The following is a 15,648-nucleotide window of genomic DNA, read 5'->3' on the forward strand; positions in this document are numbered from 1 at the left end:
GTGATCAAAATAAAAATCTCCCACTCATTGTTTGAATAGGAGATTTTTGTGTTAGACATCTTTCACTGGCTTCTTTTTTCTGTAAGTCAATGTTACATCCTGCTGTCGCAGGTCTTCTATTATCATTTTGTACCGATCAACTTTTGCGGTATGTTCTTCTTTTATCATCTGAAGGGCAGCTTTTCGTTTTTCGCTATTAGACTCAAGCTCTTTTTTTATTTTTTTTACAATCAACCCTTTTTGCCCTTTGATTTCCTCTTTTAATGAAGACTCAAATTTCTTTGTCAGGCTGAGAAAGTCGTTGATCGGTTGATTGAGGGTGCCCGCTTTCCCCTTCATTTCATCTTGGGTAAGAAACATATAGGTCGTTGATACAATTTCTGTTTCACTTTCTGAAAATAAGGAAGTCACTCTTCATATTCCTCCTAAGACTGAAAATCAAATAACTGAGAAATCATTTCTTCTTTTTCAAACAGCTTTTCAATACTCTCGCGGATATTTTTGATAAAATCTCTTTTTTCTGTTGTCTGTTTTTTTAATTCAGCAACAATTCCATCATTTGCAGGAAGCGCACCTGTGTGGAATGATTCATGAACTGAGATTTTCTCCAATTTATCGAATGTGTGGCTGAAACCAGCTGCAAGCCGGAATTGAAGATCGAAGGCATAATGCGAAGGGTTTTCTTCCATATGATGAATAGCCGTGATGATCGCCTGCTTTTTGTCTATGAAGTCTTCATCGATTTCCTGACTGTAAACCTTCTGGTACTTAGAAATCGCATCTTCCATATCTTCAACGATTTTCATACCGTTTTGATAGATTCTGACAGCGGATGAGAGATTGACTTGAATCGTTTCTCCCGAGCCACTCTTCCCTGTAAAATAAATATCGGAGCCTTTATAGCTGAAGCCTTTTTCCTTTGACAAGGCGTTGAGCATTTGAACGATGCTGTGGCCGTCGACGATAAGTTTTAGTGCGTCTTTTGTTTCTGTGTCGAGTGTTTTCAATGAGGACAGAATTGATTTTACATAGTCCACTATTTCACCAACGTCTTTTAAAGCTTGCATAAATTGGCCATGTTTTAGATGGTCTATGAAATGTTCGTACCGTGACTCTATGCCTCGCATACTCGCATTAATATTCGTTAATTCTTTTTTGATGACTTTCTTTTGCGTTTCATCAATATAACCATTTTCAGCTAACTGATCTACGACCGGTCCGCTGTTTCTCAACAAGGTATGAAGAAAACCTAAAAACGACGGCAGTTCCTCTTTTATTCGGCCATACATTTGCTTAACATCATCAAAATGCTCATATAGGACACTTACTTTCTTTAAAGCGCCGTCTGTGTTTTTCACTTTTTCAATCAGGTCTATGTCTATCCCGCTGGCTGCCTTTATAAAACCGTTCAAGCCGTCTTTTTCATAGTCATCCTTATATTTTTGAAGGAATTTTTGAATTGACCTCACATCTTCGTCAGGAACCCCATCCATAATGTTTCGGATGCCTTTTACACTTGTATTTGTATCTGCCATCTTCACATCACCGAATGTAATAAAATCGGCCTTGCCGCTGACTCCATACAGCGGGTCATCTTTTGAGATGCGCTGAGTGATGTTTGTTGTTACGCCTTTGTCTTCATAATATTTTTGGATTTCTTTTTTTAACTTTTCTGGCGGGATGGAATCTATATCTTCATATTTATAACTAAATTTCCTAATAACATATCTATATAAACTTTCATCAGTTTCAAGTAATTGATCAATATTGACTTGAGCTCCATTTACCCCATAAACTTCATCATATTCTCCATCAATCAATTGCACCATAACTTGGTTATTATTTGCAAGTGAATGTCCTAAGGCGAATGTTTTTAAATCCTCAGAGTTACCTGCTGCTTTCTTTGCTTTGTTAGTAAACTCCTTTGTAGCCTCATACTGACTATGATCAATTCCTAAAAAAAGACCAAAAAAGTTATATGACCAATCCTTATTATCGGCACTACCTTCTGAAATAATCTGAAGCTGATCAATATGTTTTTTCTCATCTATTATATGGATTGCCGTTCCATCGTAACCTGATTCTCTGGTCGAACTTTGTATACTTGTATTCTGATTTACAAGTTCATTGGAGGTGTAAATTTCAATTTTCATATTCTCAGGAAGATCGTGGTGGGTTTCCTCTTTATAAATTCTGCGTATATCTGCTTCGAAATCCTTCTTAGCTTTCTTAACTTCACTCGCAATAGTTGAGGCAAACTTTTGTTTATAGTCATATTCTAAATCAATTAACCTTAACTTTACGTTCTCATTCTCAAATACATTTTTATTTCCCATCTTATTTCTCCTTTTTATCTATTAAAAAGGTGATAGAATTAATTAATTTCTCAACTTTATTTTTAGCCTTTTCTTCATCTAAGGAGCATGGTTGATTTTCATTTTTGCATCCAAGGGTAAAGGCGTATTCTACTCCTAGGTTATCTTCCTCTGTAGACTTAACATATCCAAAATAACTGTATGAATAATTATATTTTCTATCAATATCGTCAAAGATGTCTTTTTTCTTGGCAGTGTAAATATCCGTTTTCTTTTTGCTGCTTTTTTTGTATTCGCCTTTATAATCATTTTTTCCACTAACAATATCTAGCATTGTCTTAGGTTCATTCGCAAAACTTTCTTCTTTGTAATATGTTACATGGCCATCAAACATTACATTGGTGTCTTTATCATAACTATTAAATCCAATACTTTCTTTGTTTTTCCCGGTTAACGATGATCTTCTTGATAGATACTTTCCATCCTCCGGAAACAACATCCTAAACCCTTTCAGCTTAGATTCCAGCAAATAATATCCTGGTTCCTCTTCTTTTGTTGACACCATGTACTCTCTCGTTTTCTCGTCCTGAAACGCAGGTACTTGAGGCAGATCCTTGGGATCCATGTCTTTTGGTTTTACCGCTTCTGTTTTATTGTCATTTGTGCTGTTTTTATCATTGTCATTCATACTGCATCCTCCTGTCAGGGCAAGTAATAAGCTGAAGCAAATAAAGATGATCTTTTTCATTACGAACCTCCACGGGTTTTGTGAGAATAGTATTCTATTTTTATATCAAAAATAATTCTATTGACCTGGTTAAGAGATGATTATTTCATCCTTTTTCATGTTACATCATGGCGGAATTTGGATAAATAGGAAATGAGACTCGGTTTTGATCTCCTTTTATTAACTAATCATATATAACACCCAATATAAATCTAAATACCTATTACTTTTTTCACAAAACAAAAAGAGCCGTATCATCCGGCTCTTTACTCTTCAATCTCAGAATGGCGTTTTTTCAATACGTCAAGCACATCATCCAGCGGCAGGGATTGTTCTCTGAGCAGGACAAGCAGGTGATACAGCAGGTCTGCCGCTTCCCATTTGAGTTCCTCATGATCCCGGTTTTTCGCGGCGATGATGACTTCGGATGCTTCTTCTCCGACTTTTTTCAAAATCTTATCGACGCCTTCACGGAAGAGGTACGTGGTGTAAGCTCCTTCAGGCATTTCCGCTTGGCGTTCCGCGATCACCCGCTCCAGTTCGTTCATGATGCCGAATCGGTCCGCGGCCTGTTCTTCTGTTTGTTCCTTTGTAAAACAGCTGTAGCTGCCAGTGTGGCATGCCGGGCCTGACGGTTCTACGAGTACGAGCAGCGCGTCTTGATCGCAGTCATACCGGATACCTTTGACGGCTTGCGTGTTCCCTGAGGTTTCTCCTTTATGCCATAACGCTTGGCGTGAGCGGCTGTAAAACCATGTTTCCTTCGTTTCCAGCGTTTTTTCGTACGATTCCTTGTTCATATACGCAAGTGTCAGCACTTCTTTGCTTGCCGCATCCTGCACGATAGCAGGAATTAATCCGTCCTCGTTAAAACGCAGTTCATCTGCCTGTTTCATCTCACATTCACCCCGTACTCTTTCAAGTATGATTTCACTTCTTTAATCGATGTTTCTTTATAATGAAAAATTGAGGCGGCCAGCGCGGCGTCGGCTTCTCCTTTTGTAAAAGCCTCAAGCATATGCTGTGCGTTTCCCGCGCCTCCCGAAGCGATAACAGGGACGGGGACAGCTTCGGAAACAAGCTTTGTCAGCGTGTGGTCGAAACCTTTTTTCTCACCGTCGGAGTCCATGCTTGTCAGCAATATTTCTCCTGCCCCGCGTTTGACGCCTTCTTTTGCCCACGCGGTGACCTCCCAATCTGTTTTCTTTCTGCCGCCGTGCGTGTAGACCTTATATGTGTCAGATTCTTTGTCATACTTGGCATCAATGGCAAGTACGATGCATTGAGAACCGAAAAACTCGGCTCCTTCTGTAATCAGCTCAGGGCGGAGAACAGCTGCCGTGTTCACCGACACTTTGTCCGCTCCGGCACGCAGTATCGTTTTCATATCGCTGAGCTGATTGATGCCGCCGCCGACTGTAAACGGAATGGCAAGCTTCGCGGCAACCTGCTCCACAACGTCAACCATCGTCTTTCGTCCTTCGTGCGAGGCGGAGATATCAAGAAAAACAAGTTCATCCGCACCTTCCCGGTCGTACACTTCGGCGAGTTCAACTGGGTCACCGGCATCCTTCAATTCGAGAAATTGAATTCCTTTGACAACGCGTCCTTCTTTGACATCAAGGCATGGGATAATCCGTTTTGTGATCATTTGCGCTTCACCCTTTCAAGCGCCTCACTCAGCGTAAACTGATTGGTATACAGCGCTTTTCCGATGATCGCTCCAGAGACGCCGTCCGCCTCATTGCGGGCGAGAGCTTCGAGATCCGCGACGGAGCTGACTCCGCCGGAAGCGATCACCGATTTCCCCGTTTCCTTAGCAAGCTCGACCGTGCTTTTAACATTGGGGCCTGACAGCATTCCATCTGTCGCGATGTCAGTAAAAATAAAGACTTCCGCACCTTCATTGGCTAGCTCTTTGCCCAGTTCAGTTGCCTTAAGGGTTGATGTTTCAAGCCATCCCTCTGTTGAAACAAAACCGTTTCTCGCATCCAGTCCGATTGCAATTTTCTCGCCATATTGTTTCAGCATTTTTTTGACAAACGGAGGGTTAGAAACTGCTGAGCTTCCCAGGATCACCCGCTCGACTCCTGCTGATAAATATTCATAGACGTCATTTTCAGAACGGATCCCACCGCCGATTTCGACTTTCAGGTTCAGCTTTTGCGCAATCTCAATCACATGGCGGTCATTCACTCTTTTCCCTTCTTTGGCCCCGTCGAGATCAACGAGATGGATCCATTCGGCACCCTCTTTCTCAAATAACTCAGCCATGTCGTACGGTGAATCGCCATATATCGTTTCCTTATTATAATCCCCTTGAACAAGGCGAACACATTTGCCGTTTCTCATATCAATTGCCGGATATAATGTAAAAGCACTCATTTTTTCACCTTCTGTTCTGCTGCCATTTTCGTAAATTGGGTTAAAATAGACATACCGACCGTGCTGCTTTTTTCCGGATGAAATTGGGCGCCGAAGACGTTTCTTTTTCCGACTACAGCAGGCACTCGTACACCATAATCGGCGCTTGCCAGAAGCGCGTTCTCCTCCATCCCGTCAATGTAATAGGAATGAACGAAGTAAGCGTAGCCTTGTTCTGTTTTAGTCAGCAGCGGAGATTCATTATGAAAAGAAAGACGATTCCAGCCCATATGCGGAACCTTCAGCTTGTTTCCTTTTTCATCTTCTGCTTTCAGCCTGACTGCTTTTCCTTTTAACAGCCCGAGTCCTGAAGCGGTGCCGTTTTCTTCGCTTTCTTCAAATAAAAGCTGCATGCCGAGGCAGATCCCGAGAAGCAGCCTTCCCTCTGAGACCATATCGTGAATCAATTGATCAAGCTTCGTGTAGCCCAAATTGTCCATCGCGTCTCCAAATGAACCGACTCCCGGCAAAATGAAAGCATCAGCTTCTTTCAGCTCCTCCGGCTTTTCAGAAACAAAATACGGCACGCCGACACGTTCAAGCGCCTTTGAGACACTGTATAAATTCCCCATTCCGTAATCTATCACGCCGATCATTTACAGCATCCCTTTCGTTGACGGTATTCCTTTAACTCGCGGATCGATCGTTGTCGCTTCATCAAGCGCACGTCCCAGTGCTTTAAAAACGGCTTCAATCATGTGGTGGGTATTTGTTCCATAATGAACGATGACGTGCAGGTTCATTCGAGCTTCGAGCGCCAGCTTCCACAAAAATTCATGTACAAGCTCCGTATCGAAAGTTCCGACTTTAGCAGCCGGGAAATCAGCGCGCATTTCTAAGTGCGGCCGGTTGCTTAAATCAATCACAACTTGAGCAAGTGCCTCATCCATCGGCACAAACGCCGATCCGTAGCGTTTGATTCCTTTTTTATCGCCCAACGCTTCGAGCAGCGCCTGCCCTAAGCAGATGCCGATATCTTCAGTCGTGTGGTGATCATCTATATCAACATCGCCTTTTGCGTTAATGGAAAGATCAAATTGGCCGTGTTTCGTGAATAAATCCAACATATGTGTCATAAACGGCACATCTGTTTTAATATCCGCTTGTCCTCCGCCGTCTATTGTAAATGCCAGCTCAATATCTGTTTCGTTTGTTTTCCTGACGCGTTCCGCTTTTCTCATTTAGAAATCCTCCGTTCTCTCGCTTCAATTGATCTGGCATGGGCTTCTAACCCTTCCAGTCTGGCAAAAGCCGCGATGCTTTCGGCATGTTCTTCAAAGGCTGATTGACTGTAAGAAATAATGCTCGATTTCTTTTGAAAATCAGTTACGTTTAATGGACTTGAAAATCTGGCTGTTCCGTTTGTCGGAAGCACATGGTTCGGTCCGGCAAAATAATCACCGACAGGCTCAGGGCTGTATCTGCCTAAGAAAATTGCACCCGCATGTTTGATACTGCCAAGCAAAGCTTCCGGAGACTGTGTTATGATTTCTAAATGCTCTGGCGCGAGTGTATTGACAGTCTCAATCGCTTCTACCATTGTTTCCGCCACATATATACAACCGTAATCTCTCACTGAAGCTTCCGCTATTTCTCTTCGCGGCAAGGTTTCCAGCTGCTTATTCACCTCGGCTGAAACCGTCTCGGCCAGCGCCATGGAATCTGTGACAAACACACATGAGCTAAGCTTATCGTGTTCCGCCTGTGACAGCAGATCGGCTGCAATTTCGCTCGGAATCGCTGTTTCATCAGCCAGCACGACGATTTCACTCGGTCCGGCAATCATATCGATATCGACATCGCCGAACACTTCTCGTTTGGCAAGCGCGACATAAATGTTGCCCGGACCCGTGATTTTATCCACCGGCTCAATGGTTTCTGTTCCGTATGCTAACGCCGCAATCGCCTGAGCGCCGCCCATTTTGTAAATGTCTTTTATGCCCAGCTCGGCTGCAGCAACCAAAACTCCAGGAGACAGCAGACCGTCTTTTCCCGGAGGCGTGACGAGAACGATTCTTTCAACGCCCGCTACGAGCGCCGGAATCACATTCATCAAAACAGATGAAGGATATGCGGCCGTTCCCCCCGGCACATATACACCGGCGGAATCCAGCGCCGTCACTTTCTGCCCCAGCATTGTGCCGTCCTTTCTGTGATAAAACCAGGAGGATTGCAGCTGTCTTTCGTGATATTCCCTAATATTTTCGATTGCCTGCCTAATCACCTGAAGAAGACGTGAATCCAGTGAGGTGTATGCCTCCTCAAATTCTTCTTTTGTGACCAGCGGGCTGTCTATTTCGATGCAGTCAAATTTCGCCGTGTAGCTGCGAACCGCCTGATCACCGTTTGCTTTAACATCTTCAATAATGGACCGGACCGTCTTTCTTTGCTCTTCCGTTCCGGCATCGATGGAACGCTTGAGAGAAAGCCGTTCCGCTCCGCTGATGGTTTTGATCTTCATTTTGCCGTCTCTCCTTCCACAACGAGAGATAGGCGGGATGCCATTTCGTCAATCACATCGTCTTTCATGCGATAGCTTACCGGGTTGACAATAAAGCGAGAGGTAATGTCACAAATGTGCTCCGTTTCAACAAGCCCATTTTCTTTCAGCGTCTGTCCTGTGGAAACAATGTCCACTATCCGATCTGCAAGCCCAATGAGCGGAGCCAGTTCAATTGAACCGTTGAGCTTAATAATCTCGACTTGTTCTCCCTGCTCTCTGAAATAACTGGAAGCCACATTCGGATACTTTGTCGCGATTCTTGGCGCTACTCCGCTCCAGTCTGTATTCGGAAGTCCGGCGACAGCTAAGTGGCATTTGCTGATGTTTAAATCCAGTACCTCATACACATCGCGTTCCTCCTCCAGCATGACATCCTTGCCCGCAATTCCGACGTCTGCCACGCCATGCTCCACATACGTGGTTACGTCCATCGGCTTCGCTAATATAAACCGAAGATTTTCCTCCGGCACATCGATGATCAGTTTTCTCGAATCTTCAAACTCCTCAGGGAGCCTGTAGCCTGCCTGCCTCAGCAGCCCTGCCGCTTCTTCAAATATCCGGCCCTTTGGCATCGCCATTGTGAGTAACTTACCCATTTTGCTCTTCCTTTCTGGCACCGATAAAATAAGTGACGTTTGCAAAAGATTTTGTCATCTGGTCGATATTTTCTATTCCCGATAAATCTTGAAGAACCACTTTGTTCCCTTTCATGCGTTCTTCATTCGCATAAGCGATGGCTTGCGCCCGCTGCTCTTTGCTGAAAATAACAGCGTCTATTTCACAAGGTTCGTCCTTCATATGAAGGGCTTCAATCAGCCGGTCGATCCGAAGCCCGAAGCCTGTTGCCGGTGCAGGTGAATCAAAATGGCCCAGCAGCTTGTTGTAACGGCCGCCGCTTCCAATGACAAAACCGACATTCTCGGCGTACACTTCAAATAAAATCCCTGTGTAATAGCTCATGTGGCTGACCATATTCAGATCCAGGCGGACATTTTCCGTACATCCGTAATCCTCAAGAATGTCCCACAGCGCCTTCAGCTCATCAACCACGCTTTTTCCTTGCGCAGAATCGACGATTTCCTCGGCACGTCCGCATACTTCTATACCGCCCCGCAGTTCAAGGAGCTCAAGCAGCCTGCTTTTATCAATGGAGGAAAGCGGGAGAGACTTGACATGCTCTCTGTAGCCGACGTAGTTCTTTTCATATAAGAACCTCCGCAGCACATCAGCTCGTTCAACGTTTCCGAGCACCTCAACAAACAAAGCATCCGCAATGCCGGCATGGCCAATTGCAATTTTAAAGGATGCCAGCCCAGCGTTTTTTAATGCCCCGACGACTAAAGCAATGACCTCCGCATCCGCGCTCGTCGTGCCGTCACCGATTAACTCCACTCCGACCTGCTCGAACTCAGCCGGACGTCCGCCTTCACGCTCCTGAGCCCTGAATACATTTGCCGCATAGCCGACTCTTAGCGGATGACCGTGTTTCAGAAGCTTCGATGCCGCCACCCTTGCAATCGGCCCCGTCATATCCGGGCGAAGCACCAATGTCTTGCCGTCCTGATCAAGTAGCTTAAACAGCTGCTGCTCTTCAATTGCTGACTGGACGCCAACGGTATCGTAAAACTCCAGTGTCGGCGTTTCCATAAATTGATATCCCCATTTATCAATCAAATCGGTTAACGATCGTCTCACCTTTTTTTTCGTTTCGTATAAACCGGGCAGTGTATCTCTCATGCCGTGCGGTTTTTCAAACATAAACATCAACCCGAGCACCTCCGCTGTTATCTTATGAAGGAAAATTCCGAATCCTTTAGTTCGCTAATATGATAATATGTTAGCAGATGAAAGAATGAAAATCAACGCTTAACTTCAGTAAGGATATTTTTAGTTCAAATATCCTTCTCCTCATTATGAAAAAATCATGAATAATGTATTAAAGGTACGTAATATCTCAAATTCTTTATGTTTGGCATGCTATAATACAAATCAAATAGAGAACAAGGAGATAAAGATGAAAACACTGCGAACTCTATGTGTCCTGATGATTCTTTCAGGCGTTATTTTTTTCGGACTTAAAATAGATGCAAAAGATATAGATATTCCTTTTTTGAACAGCCTTAAAAAAGTGGTTTCTGATAGCGATACAGACTCAGCTGCGAATAGCAAAAAGGAGCTGAAGGGAAGCGCAAAACCGCTGGATGTCATCCTTTACAATCAAATGGACGCACCCCGGCTCTATAACGGCTGTGAAGTAACAAGCCTTGCGATGGTGCTGAATTATGCGGGATACGACGTGACAAAAAATACCCTGGCAAATCAGGTTGCCACAGTGCCTTTGACATACAGCAGCGGATTAAAGGGTGATCCGAATGACGGATTTGTCGGGGATATGGCGAATGGCCCTGGTCTCGGTGTCTACCATCGACCGATCTATCAGCTGGCGAAAACCTATGCGGGAGACAAAGTGTCTGATCTGACTGGAAAAAGTATTTCCGCTGTTTATCAGCAGCTTGAAAAAGGCAATCCAGTTTGGGTTATTACGACAGCCAACTTTACGCCAGTTGACAACATGCAGACATGGAAAACGCCAAACGGAACGATAGAAATTACGTACAGCGAACACAGCGTCGCCGTTACGGGATATGATGATAAATATGTGTATCTCAATGATCCGTATGGCTATAAAAACAGAAAAACCGATAGAACAAGCTTTGAAAAAGCGTGGAAACAAATGGGCAGCCAGGCCGTGGTTATTCAAAAGTAAACACCTGAAGCCTCACTATGCTCTATTCTGAGCAAATACGACAATATTCATGCTTTTTGTATCAATCGGTAAGATCGATTCATTTTCCATTTTTCACCCAAAATTGTCTTTACTTTCAGGCTGTCTGTTTTTATGATTAAAGCAGATTCAGCCTTGCCCCGATCTATGCGAGAGAAGCCGGTGCAAGTCGCTGACGCTTCTCTTGCAAAAAATGAAAGATATCCGGGGAGGATTTATCATTGAAAAAAATCGTGTCTATCCTATTTATGTTCGGTTTGGTTATGGGTTTCAGCCAGTTTCAGCCATCAACCGTTTTTGCAGCTGACAAAGTGGTGCACGAAACAATTATCGTACCAAAAAATACAACATATGACGGGAAAGGACAGCGGTTTGTGGCAGGGAAAGAATTAGGTGACGGAAGCCAGTCAGAAAACCAAGACCCTGTTTTTCGTGTGGAGGATGGAGCAACCCTGAAAAATGTGGTGCTTGGTGCACCTGCAGCTGATGGCGTGCACACTTATGGAAACGTTAACATTCAGAATGTGAAATGGGAAGATGTTGGTGAGGATGCGTTAACGGTGAAGAAGGAAGGAAAAGTGACGATCGACGGCGGTTCTGCTCAAAAAGCGTCAGATAAGATATTCCAAATCAATAAAGCCAGTACCTTCACAGTGAAAAATTTCACGGCGGATAATGGCGGGAAGTTCATTAGACAGCTTGGTGGTTCAACCTTCCACGTTGATGTGATCATCGACAAGTGCACCATCACAAACATGAAGGAAGCGATATTCCGGACGGACAGCAAAACAAGCACGGTCAGAATGACAAATACACGCTACTCTAATGTCGGTCAAAAATGGATTGGTGTTCAGCATATTTACGAAAACAACAACACTCAATTTTAACAAAAAAAGTCCGCTGATGTTATTCAGCGGACTTTTTCAATCTTTCTTGCATTTCTTCCTTCGTATAGATGATCCTCATCGGATTTCCGCCGACAAATGCCCCGTCAGGCACATCCTTATGGACAAGCGTTCCGGCGGACACAACTGCGCCATCTCCTATTTTCACCCCGGGCAGAATGGTCGTGTTGGCACCAATCATCACTTCGTCCCCGATCAGAACTTTGCCGATCCGGTATTCGTGAATCAAATACTCATGGGCCAGAATGGTCGTATTGTACCCGATGATTGTATTTGTTCCGACTGAGATCTTTTCCGGAAACATGATATCTGGCATCACCATGAGGGCAAAGGATGTCTGTTTTCCAACCTTCATCCGCAGAAATGTGCGGTACAGCCAGTTTTTCATCCCTATAAACGGCGTATATCTCGCAATTTGAATGACAATGAAATTTTTGACGACCTTTAAAAAAGGTACCGTTTGATAGACATGCCACAGTGAGTTGGCCCCCGAGACCGGATGACGATCTGTTTTTCTCACAGATTACTTCACTCCAACGATTTGTAATAGATCACTCATTTTCTCAAGCATAAAATCCGGCTCATGCTTCGCCAGCATTTCCGGCCCTTTAATCGTCCATGCGACTCCTGCCGTTTTTGTACCGGCGTTTTTCCCTGCCAGCACATCATGGTAATTATCACCGACCATAATGGCTTCCGCCGGCTCGCTTCCTAGCTGTTTCAGCGCTAACAGCACAGGCTCGGGATCAGGCTTTGCATTCGTCACATCATCAAGGGTGACAACTGTTTCAAAGAATTCGCCGATTCCCGTGAGCTTGAGGCCCATATTGACAGTATCTCTTAATTTTGTTGTCACAATTCCTAATGTAAAGCCGGCTTTTTTTAATGCATCCAGGGTCTCATATACCGTTTCATATTCAGTGACGAGTGAATCATGCATGTCATGATTGTACGCTCTGTACATAGCGATCATATCCTCGCATTTATCAGGGTCCATCGAAGAGAACGTATCAAAAAGAGACGGCCCGATAAATGCAAGGACATCTTCTCGTTTATACTTGCTCGGATAATAATGCTCCAGTGTATGCAAAAAGGACGCGATAATTAATTCATTCGTATTAATAAGCGTTCCGTCTAAATCAAACAGAATCGTCGTTACTTGTTTGTCACTCATATTGCTTCCTTTCCAACCGCTGAGGGTTTCCATTTTTTCCACGTGTGCGCAATAGCCATTGTCAGCAGAACTGCTGTGGTGACACGAATCAAAAGAAGCGGCCAGACCGGTATGCCAAGCGGAATAAAGACAAGTGTATCTTCCACGACCGCGTGGCAGGCAACGAGAAATATAAATGCCAATGTCATGTCCCGCTTGCTCACGCCGTCATCCTCGACAGCTTTGATCATGACACCCGCTCCGTAGGCCAGACCAATCGTCAGTCCCGTCACCATCGTCATAGACGTATTTTTATTCATGCCAAGCAGCTGCGTAAACGGCGACAGCCACCTGGAAAACCGATAAAGCCAGCCTAAATCTCTTAAAAACTGGATGATAATCATCAGCGGGATCACTATTGCCGCCAGCTGCAAAACACCAAGTCCGGCTTTCGTTAATGCTTCTGCCAACATTCCTAGCCAGCTGTCTGGCGCCGCGCTCTTCGCAGCGATAAAACCGTACTGCGCCGTTTCCTTTCCGCCATGCCAAATGAGGTTGATGACGATGGCTGACACAGCGGCCAAACCGATGCGCACGGCCAATATGACGCCAATTCTGATACCAACCTTTGCGGCAACTGTCGATTCGATAATCAAGTTATGACAGAAAGAAAGCATAACAGCTAAAATAAAGACTTCTTTCACAGATAAATCCAATGTTAAAATCCCGGCAATTCCCGCATACAGATTCAGCATATTTCCCAGTACAAGCGGAATGGCCGCTTCACCAGAAAGCCCGAAGAGACCCATTACCGGTGTGATCAGCCGTACAAGCCAATCCATGACAGGGGTATGCTGGAGCAAAGTGACCAATAGCGTTACCGGGAAAATCACTTTACCCAGCGTCCATGTTGTTTGAAAACCTGCTGCAAGACCGGCCAGAAAGATCTTCTTCATCCCTCATCCCCCTTTGTTGACGTCTACTCCGCGTACCGCTCCTTCGAGTATCCCTTGACGCGTCTGAAGATGATGGCTGCCACAGCCAAAACAATCAATACGATTGAAATCACCTGAGCGATGCGAAGTGAATCAGTCAGCATTAAGCTGTCAGTCCGCATTCCTTCAATAAAGTATCTTCCGATTGAATACCAAATGATATAGATCAAGAACATCTCGCCTCTACGCAAATTCGCTCTGCGCAGCAGCAGTAAAACAATGACGCCGACAAAGCTCCATAGTGATTCATATAAAAAAGTAGGATGATAATATTGCCCATTGATATACATTTGATTGATGATAAATTCAGGCAGGTGCAGGTTTTCTAAAAAGGCTCTGCTGACAGCCTCGCCGTGCGCTTCCTGATTCATGAAGTTCCCCCAGCGGCCGATCGCCTGGCCGAGCAAAATGCTGGGCGCGGCAATATCCGCAAGCTTCCAGAACGAAAGGTTTTTCACTCTCGAAAACACATAACCCGTTAAAATGGCGCCGATTAATCCGCCATGAATGGCAATGCCGCCCTTCCAAATCTTAATGATTTCTCCCGGATGTGCCGCATAATAGTCCCATTCAAAGGCAACATAATAAATTCGTGCGCAAATAATCGCAATTGGAATGGCAAACAGGACAAGATCAATAAACGTATCTTTCTGCAGCCCCCGTTTTTCACTTTCCCTCATCGCTATCCACAGCCCGAGCAAAGCGCCGAGACCGATAATGATTCCGTACCAGTGGACGGCTAACGGCCCCAGCTGAAATGCTATCGGATTGAGTGGTTCTATCGCTTCATTCATTTAACGCCAACTCCTATTCTTCTTGTTCACCGTCTTCAATGACGTCCGCCAGCTTGTTGGTAAATTGTTCAGCGGCATTCAGCCCCATCCGCTTCAATCTGAAGTTCATTGCTGCCACTTCGATGATGACTGCAAGATTTCGGCCTGGGCGGACGGGAATCGTCAGTTTTGTAATTTCTGTATCAATGATTTTCATGGTCTCTTCCTCAAGTCCGAGCCGGTCGTATTGCTTGCCCTGCTCCCAGAGTTCAAGATTCATGACAATCGTGATTCGTTTATTGCTTCTGACCGCGCCAGCGCCAAATAGCGTCATCACATTGATAATGCCAAGGCCCCTGATCTCAAGAAGGTGCTCAATTAATTCCGGAGCGTTTCCCACAAGAGTATCCTGATCCTCCTGCCGTATTTCAACGCAATCATCGGCAACAAGGCGATGCCCTCTTTTCACAAGCTCTAGCGCTGTTTCGCTTTTTCCGACGCCGCTTTTTCCTGTGATCAGCACGCCGACACCATATATATCGACAAGAACGCCATGAATTGCTGTGGTAGGCGCCAGCCTGCTCTCAAGGAAGTTGGTTAAACGGCTTGACAGTCTTGTCGTTTTCAGCGGCGATCTGAGGACAGGCACCCCATTTTTCTCGGAGGCGTCAATCAGCTCCTGCGGGATGGGCATATCTCTAGAAAGAATAATAGCTGGTGTTACATCAGTGCACAGAGAATCCATTCGCTGCTTTTTCTCCTCTTCAGGAAGCTGTTCAAAGAAAGAAAGCTCTGTTTTTCCGAGAAGCTGCACGCGCTCCCTCGGGTAATATGTAAAATATCCGGCAATTTCAATACCTGGTCTTGATAGGTCACTCATTGTAATCGGGCGGTTAATTCCTTCTTCTCCGCTGATTAATTCCAAATTGAACTGTTCCATTACGTCTTTTGTGCGAACCTTTGCCACGATATGTTCCTCCTGTTCCGGGCTGCCCCGAGCTTGCTCACAATACTTTCATTTTATCACTTTCGGGCTTGAACCTAAAACAGATTTTATAAAAGGGGGGA

General features: G+C 44.7%; 18 protein-coding genes. 2 read left to right on the top strand and 16 right to left on the bottom strand.

From position 1 onward, the window contains the following. Window positions 1–51: 51 nt before the first annotated feature. From NST22_RS18215 to NST22_RS18265, 11 genes are all read right to left on the bottom strand, one after another. On the bottom strand, window positions 52–411 hold the full coding sequence (locus NST22_RS18215) for a hypothetical protein (RefSeq protein ID WP_003228131.1): 360 nt from the start codon (window positions 409–411) through the stop codon (window positions 52–54). A 14-nt stretch (window positions 412–425) separates the two neighbouring features. Continuing rightward, entirely contained in the window at window positions 426–2,336 is a 1,911-nt protein-coding gene (locus tag NST22_RS18220) for a DUF6792 domain-containing protein (RefSeq protein ID WP_003242583.1), read from the bottom strand. Window position 2,337: 1 nt separating this feature from the next. Then, window positions 2,338–3,063: a lipoprotein gene (locus NST22_RS18225; RefSeq protein ID WP_003244157.1), complete on the bottom strand. Its 726-nt coding sequence runs from the start codon at window positions 3,061–3,063 to the stop codon at window positions 2,338–2,340. Window positions 3,064–3,308: 245 nt separating this feature from the next. Next, on the bottom strand, window positions 3,309–3,938 hold the full coding sequence (gene hisIE, locus NST22_RS18230; protein ID WP_003243045.1) for a bifunctional phosphoribosyl-AMP cyclohydrolase/phosphoribosyl-ATP diphosphatase HisIE: 630 nt from the start codon (window positions 3,936–3,938) through the stop codon (window positions 3,309–3,311). Then, entirely contained in the window at window positions 3,935–4,693 is a 759-nt protein-coding gene (hisF, locus tag NST22_RS18235) for an imidazole glycerol phosphate synthase subunit HisF (protein WP_003244585.1), read from the bottom strand. The genes hisIE and hisF overlap by 4 nt, the downstream gene beginning before the upstream one ends. Next, window positions 4,690–5,427 (bottom strand): 1-(5-phosphoribosyl)-5-[(5-phosphoribosylamino)methylideneamino]imidazole-4-carboxamide isomerase, encoded by a 738-nt coding sequence (gene hisA / locus NST22_RS18240; RefSeq protein WP_003242559.1) that lies wholly within the window; start codon window positions 5,425–5,427, stop codon window positions 4,690–4,692. Before hisA ends, hisF begins: the two co-directional genes overlap by 4 nt. After that, window positions 5,424–6,062, bottom strand: a complete 639-nt coding sequence (gene hisH / locus NST22_RS18245; protein ID WP_003244267.1) for an imidazole glycerol phosphate synthase subunit HisH — start codon at window positions 6,060–6,062, stop codon at window positions 5,424–5,426. The genes hisA and hisH overlap by 4 nt, the downstream gene beginning before the upstream one ends. Further along, window positions 6,063–6,647 (bottom strand): imidazoleglycerol-phosphate dehydratase HisB, encoded by a 585-nt coding sequence (gene hisB, locus NST22_RS18250; protein WP_003243389.1) that lies wholly within the window; start codon window positions 6,645–6,647, stop codon window positions 6,063–6,065. Next, the gene (gene hisD / locus NST22_RS18255; protein WP_003243286.1) at window positions 6,644–7,927 is read right to left on the bottom strand and encodes a histidinol dehydrogenase; all 1,284 of its coding nucleotides are present in this window, start codon (window positions 7,925–7,927) and stop codon (window positions 6,644–6,646) included. The genes hisB and hisD overlap by 4 nt, the downstream gene beginning before the upstream one ends. Further along, the gene (hisG, locus tag NST22_RS18260) at window positions 7,924–8,565 is read right to left on the bottom strand and encodes an ATP phosphoribosyltransferase (RefSeq protein ID WP_009968235.1); all 642 of its coding nucleotides are present in this window, start codon (window positions 8,563–8,565) and stop codon (window positions 7,924–7,926) included. The genes hisD and hisG overlap by 4 nt, the downstream gene beginning before the upstream one ends. Further along, a complete protein-coding gene (locus tag NST22_RS18265) occupies window positions 8,558–9,733 on the bottom strand; it encodes an ATP phosphoribosyltransferase regulatory subunit (protein WP_003244441.1) in 1,176 nt (391 codons plus the stop codon). The genes hisG and NST22_RS18265 overlap by 8 nt, the downstream gene beginning before the upstream one ends. Before the next feature lie 250 nt (window positions 9,734–9,983). Between NST22_RS18265 and NST22_RS18270 the strand changes: the two genes are divergently transcribed. Further along, a complete protein-coding gene (locus NST22_RS18270; RefSeq protein WP_003243552.1) occupies window positions 9,984–10,736 on the top strand; it encodes a C39 family peptidase in 753 nt (250 codons plus the stop codon). A 239-nt stretch (window positions 10,737–10,975) separates the two neighbouring features. Then, the gene (pelC, locus tag NST22_RS18275; protein WP_003242578.1) at window positions 10,976–11,641 is read left to right on the top strand and encodes a pectate/pectin lyase PelC; all 666 of its coding nucleotides are present in this window, start codon (window positions 10,976–10,978) and stop codon (window positions 11,639–11,641) included. Window positions 11,642–11,660: 19 nt separating this feature from the next. Here pelC and hprF read toward each other — a convergent pair whose 3' ends face one another. Genes hprF through hprK form a run of 5 tightly spaced genes read right to left on the bottom strand, consistent with a single transcriptional unit; the run spans window position 11,661 to window position 15,547 of the window. After that, window positions 11,661–12,179 carry a heptaprenylglyceryl phosphate O-acetyltransferase gene (gene hprF / locus NST22_RS18280; protein WP_003244270.1) on the bottom strand — a complete coding sequence of 173 codons (519 nt, stop codon included), beginning with the start codon at window positions 12,177–12,179 and terminating at the stop codon, window positions 11,661–11,663. A 3-nt stretch (window positions 12,180–12,182) separates the two neighbouring features. Next, entirely contained in the window at window positions 12,183–12,833 is a 651-nt protein-coding gene (gene ppaX, locus NST22_RS18285; protein WP_003242685.1) for a pyrophosphatase PpaX, read from the bottom strand. Continuing rightward, window positions 12,830–13,768 (bottom strand): nucleoside recognition domain-containing protein, encoded by a 939-nt coding sequence (locus NST22_RS18290; protein ID WP_003243723.1) that lies wholly within the window; start codon window positions 13,766–13,768, stop codon window positions 12,830–12,832. The genes ppaX and NST22_RS18290 overlap by 4 nt, the downstream gene beginning before the upstream one ends. A gap of 23 nt (window positions 13,769–13,791) precedes the next feature. Next, window positions 13,792–14,601, bottom strand: a complete 810-nt coding sequence (lgt, locus tag NST22_RS18295; protein WP_003242661.1) for a prolipoprotein diacylglyceryl transferase — start codon at window positions 14,599–14,601, stop codon at window positions 13,792–13,794. A gap of 13 nt (window positions 14,602–14,614) precedes the next feature. Further along, window positions 14,615–15,547 (bottom strand): HPr(Ser) kinase/phosphatase, encoded by a 933-nt coding sequence (hprK, locus tag NST22_RS18300; RefSeq protein WP_003228097.1) that lies wholly within the window; start codon window positions 15,545–15,547, stop codon window positions 14,615–14,617. Between the last annotated feature and the right edge of the window lie 101 nt (window positions 15,548–15,648).

Source organism: Bacillus sp. PS237 (assembly GCF_037963345.1).
Classification (GTDB): Bacteria; Bacillota; Bacilli; order Bacillales; family Bacillaceae; genus Bacillus; species Bacillus subtilis.

Excerpts from the sequence above, each read along its gene's own strand:
- hisIE (WP_003243045.1), bottom strand. The coding sequence starts at position 3,938 with ATGAAACAGGCAGATGAACTGCGTTTTAACGAGGACGGATTAATTCCT.
- hisH (WP_003244267.1), bottom strand. The coding sequence starts at position 6,062 with ATGATCGGCGTGATAGATTACGGAATGGGGAATTTATACAGTGTCTCA.
- hisD (WP_003243286.1), bottom strand. The coding sequence starts at position 7,927 with ATGAAGATCAAAACCATCAGCGGAGCGGAACGGCTTTCTCTCAAGCGT.
- NST22_RS18290 (WP_003243723.1), bottom strand. The coding sequence starts at position 13,768 with ATGAAGAAGATCTTTCTGGCCGGTCTTGCAGCAGGTTTTCAAACAACA.
- hisF (WP_003244585.1), bottom strand. The coding sequence starts at position 4,693 with ATGATCACAAAACGGATTATCCCATGCCTTGATGTCAAAGAAGGACGC.
- NST22_RS18220 (WP_003242583.1), bottom strand. The coding sequence starts at position 2,336 with ATGGGAAATAAAAATGTATTTGAGAATGAGAACGTAAAGTTAAGGTTA.
- hisG (WP_009968235.1), bottom strand. The coding sequence starts at position 8,565 with ATGGGTAAGTTACTCACAATGGCGATGCCAAAGGGCCGGATATTTGAA.
- hisB (WP_003243389.1), bottom strand. The coding sequence starts at position 6,647 with ATGAGAAAAGCGGAACGCGTCAGGAAAACAAACGAAACAGATATTGAG.
- ppaX (WP_003242685.1), bottom strand. The coding sequence starts at position 12,833 with ATGAGTGACAAACAAGTAACGACGATTCTGTTTGATTTAGACGGAACG.
- NST22_RS18270 (WP_003243552.1), top strand. The coding sequence starts at position 9,984 with ATGAAAACACTGCGAACTCTATGTGTCCTGATGATTCTTTCAGGCGTT.
- hisA (WP_003242559.1), bottom strand. The coding sequence starts at position 5,427 with ATGAGTGCTTTTACATTATATCCGGCAATTGATATGAGAAACGGCAAA.
- lgt (WP_003242661.1), bottom strand. The coding sequence starts at position 14,601 with ATGAATGAAGCGATAGAACCACTCAATCCGATAGCATTTCAGCTGGGG.
- NST22_RS18265 (WP_003244441.1), bottom strand. The coding sequence starts at position 9,733 with ATGTTTATGTTTGAAAAACCGCACGGCATGAGAGATACACTGCCCGGT.
- NST22_RS18225 (WP_003244157.1), bottom strand. The coding sequence starts at position 3,063 with ATGAAAAAGATCATCTTTATTTGCTTCAGCTTATTACTTGCCCTGACA.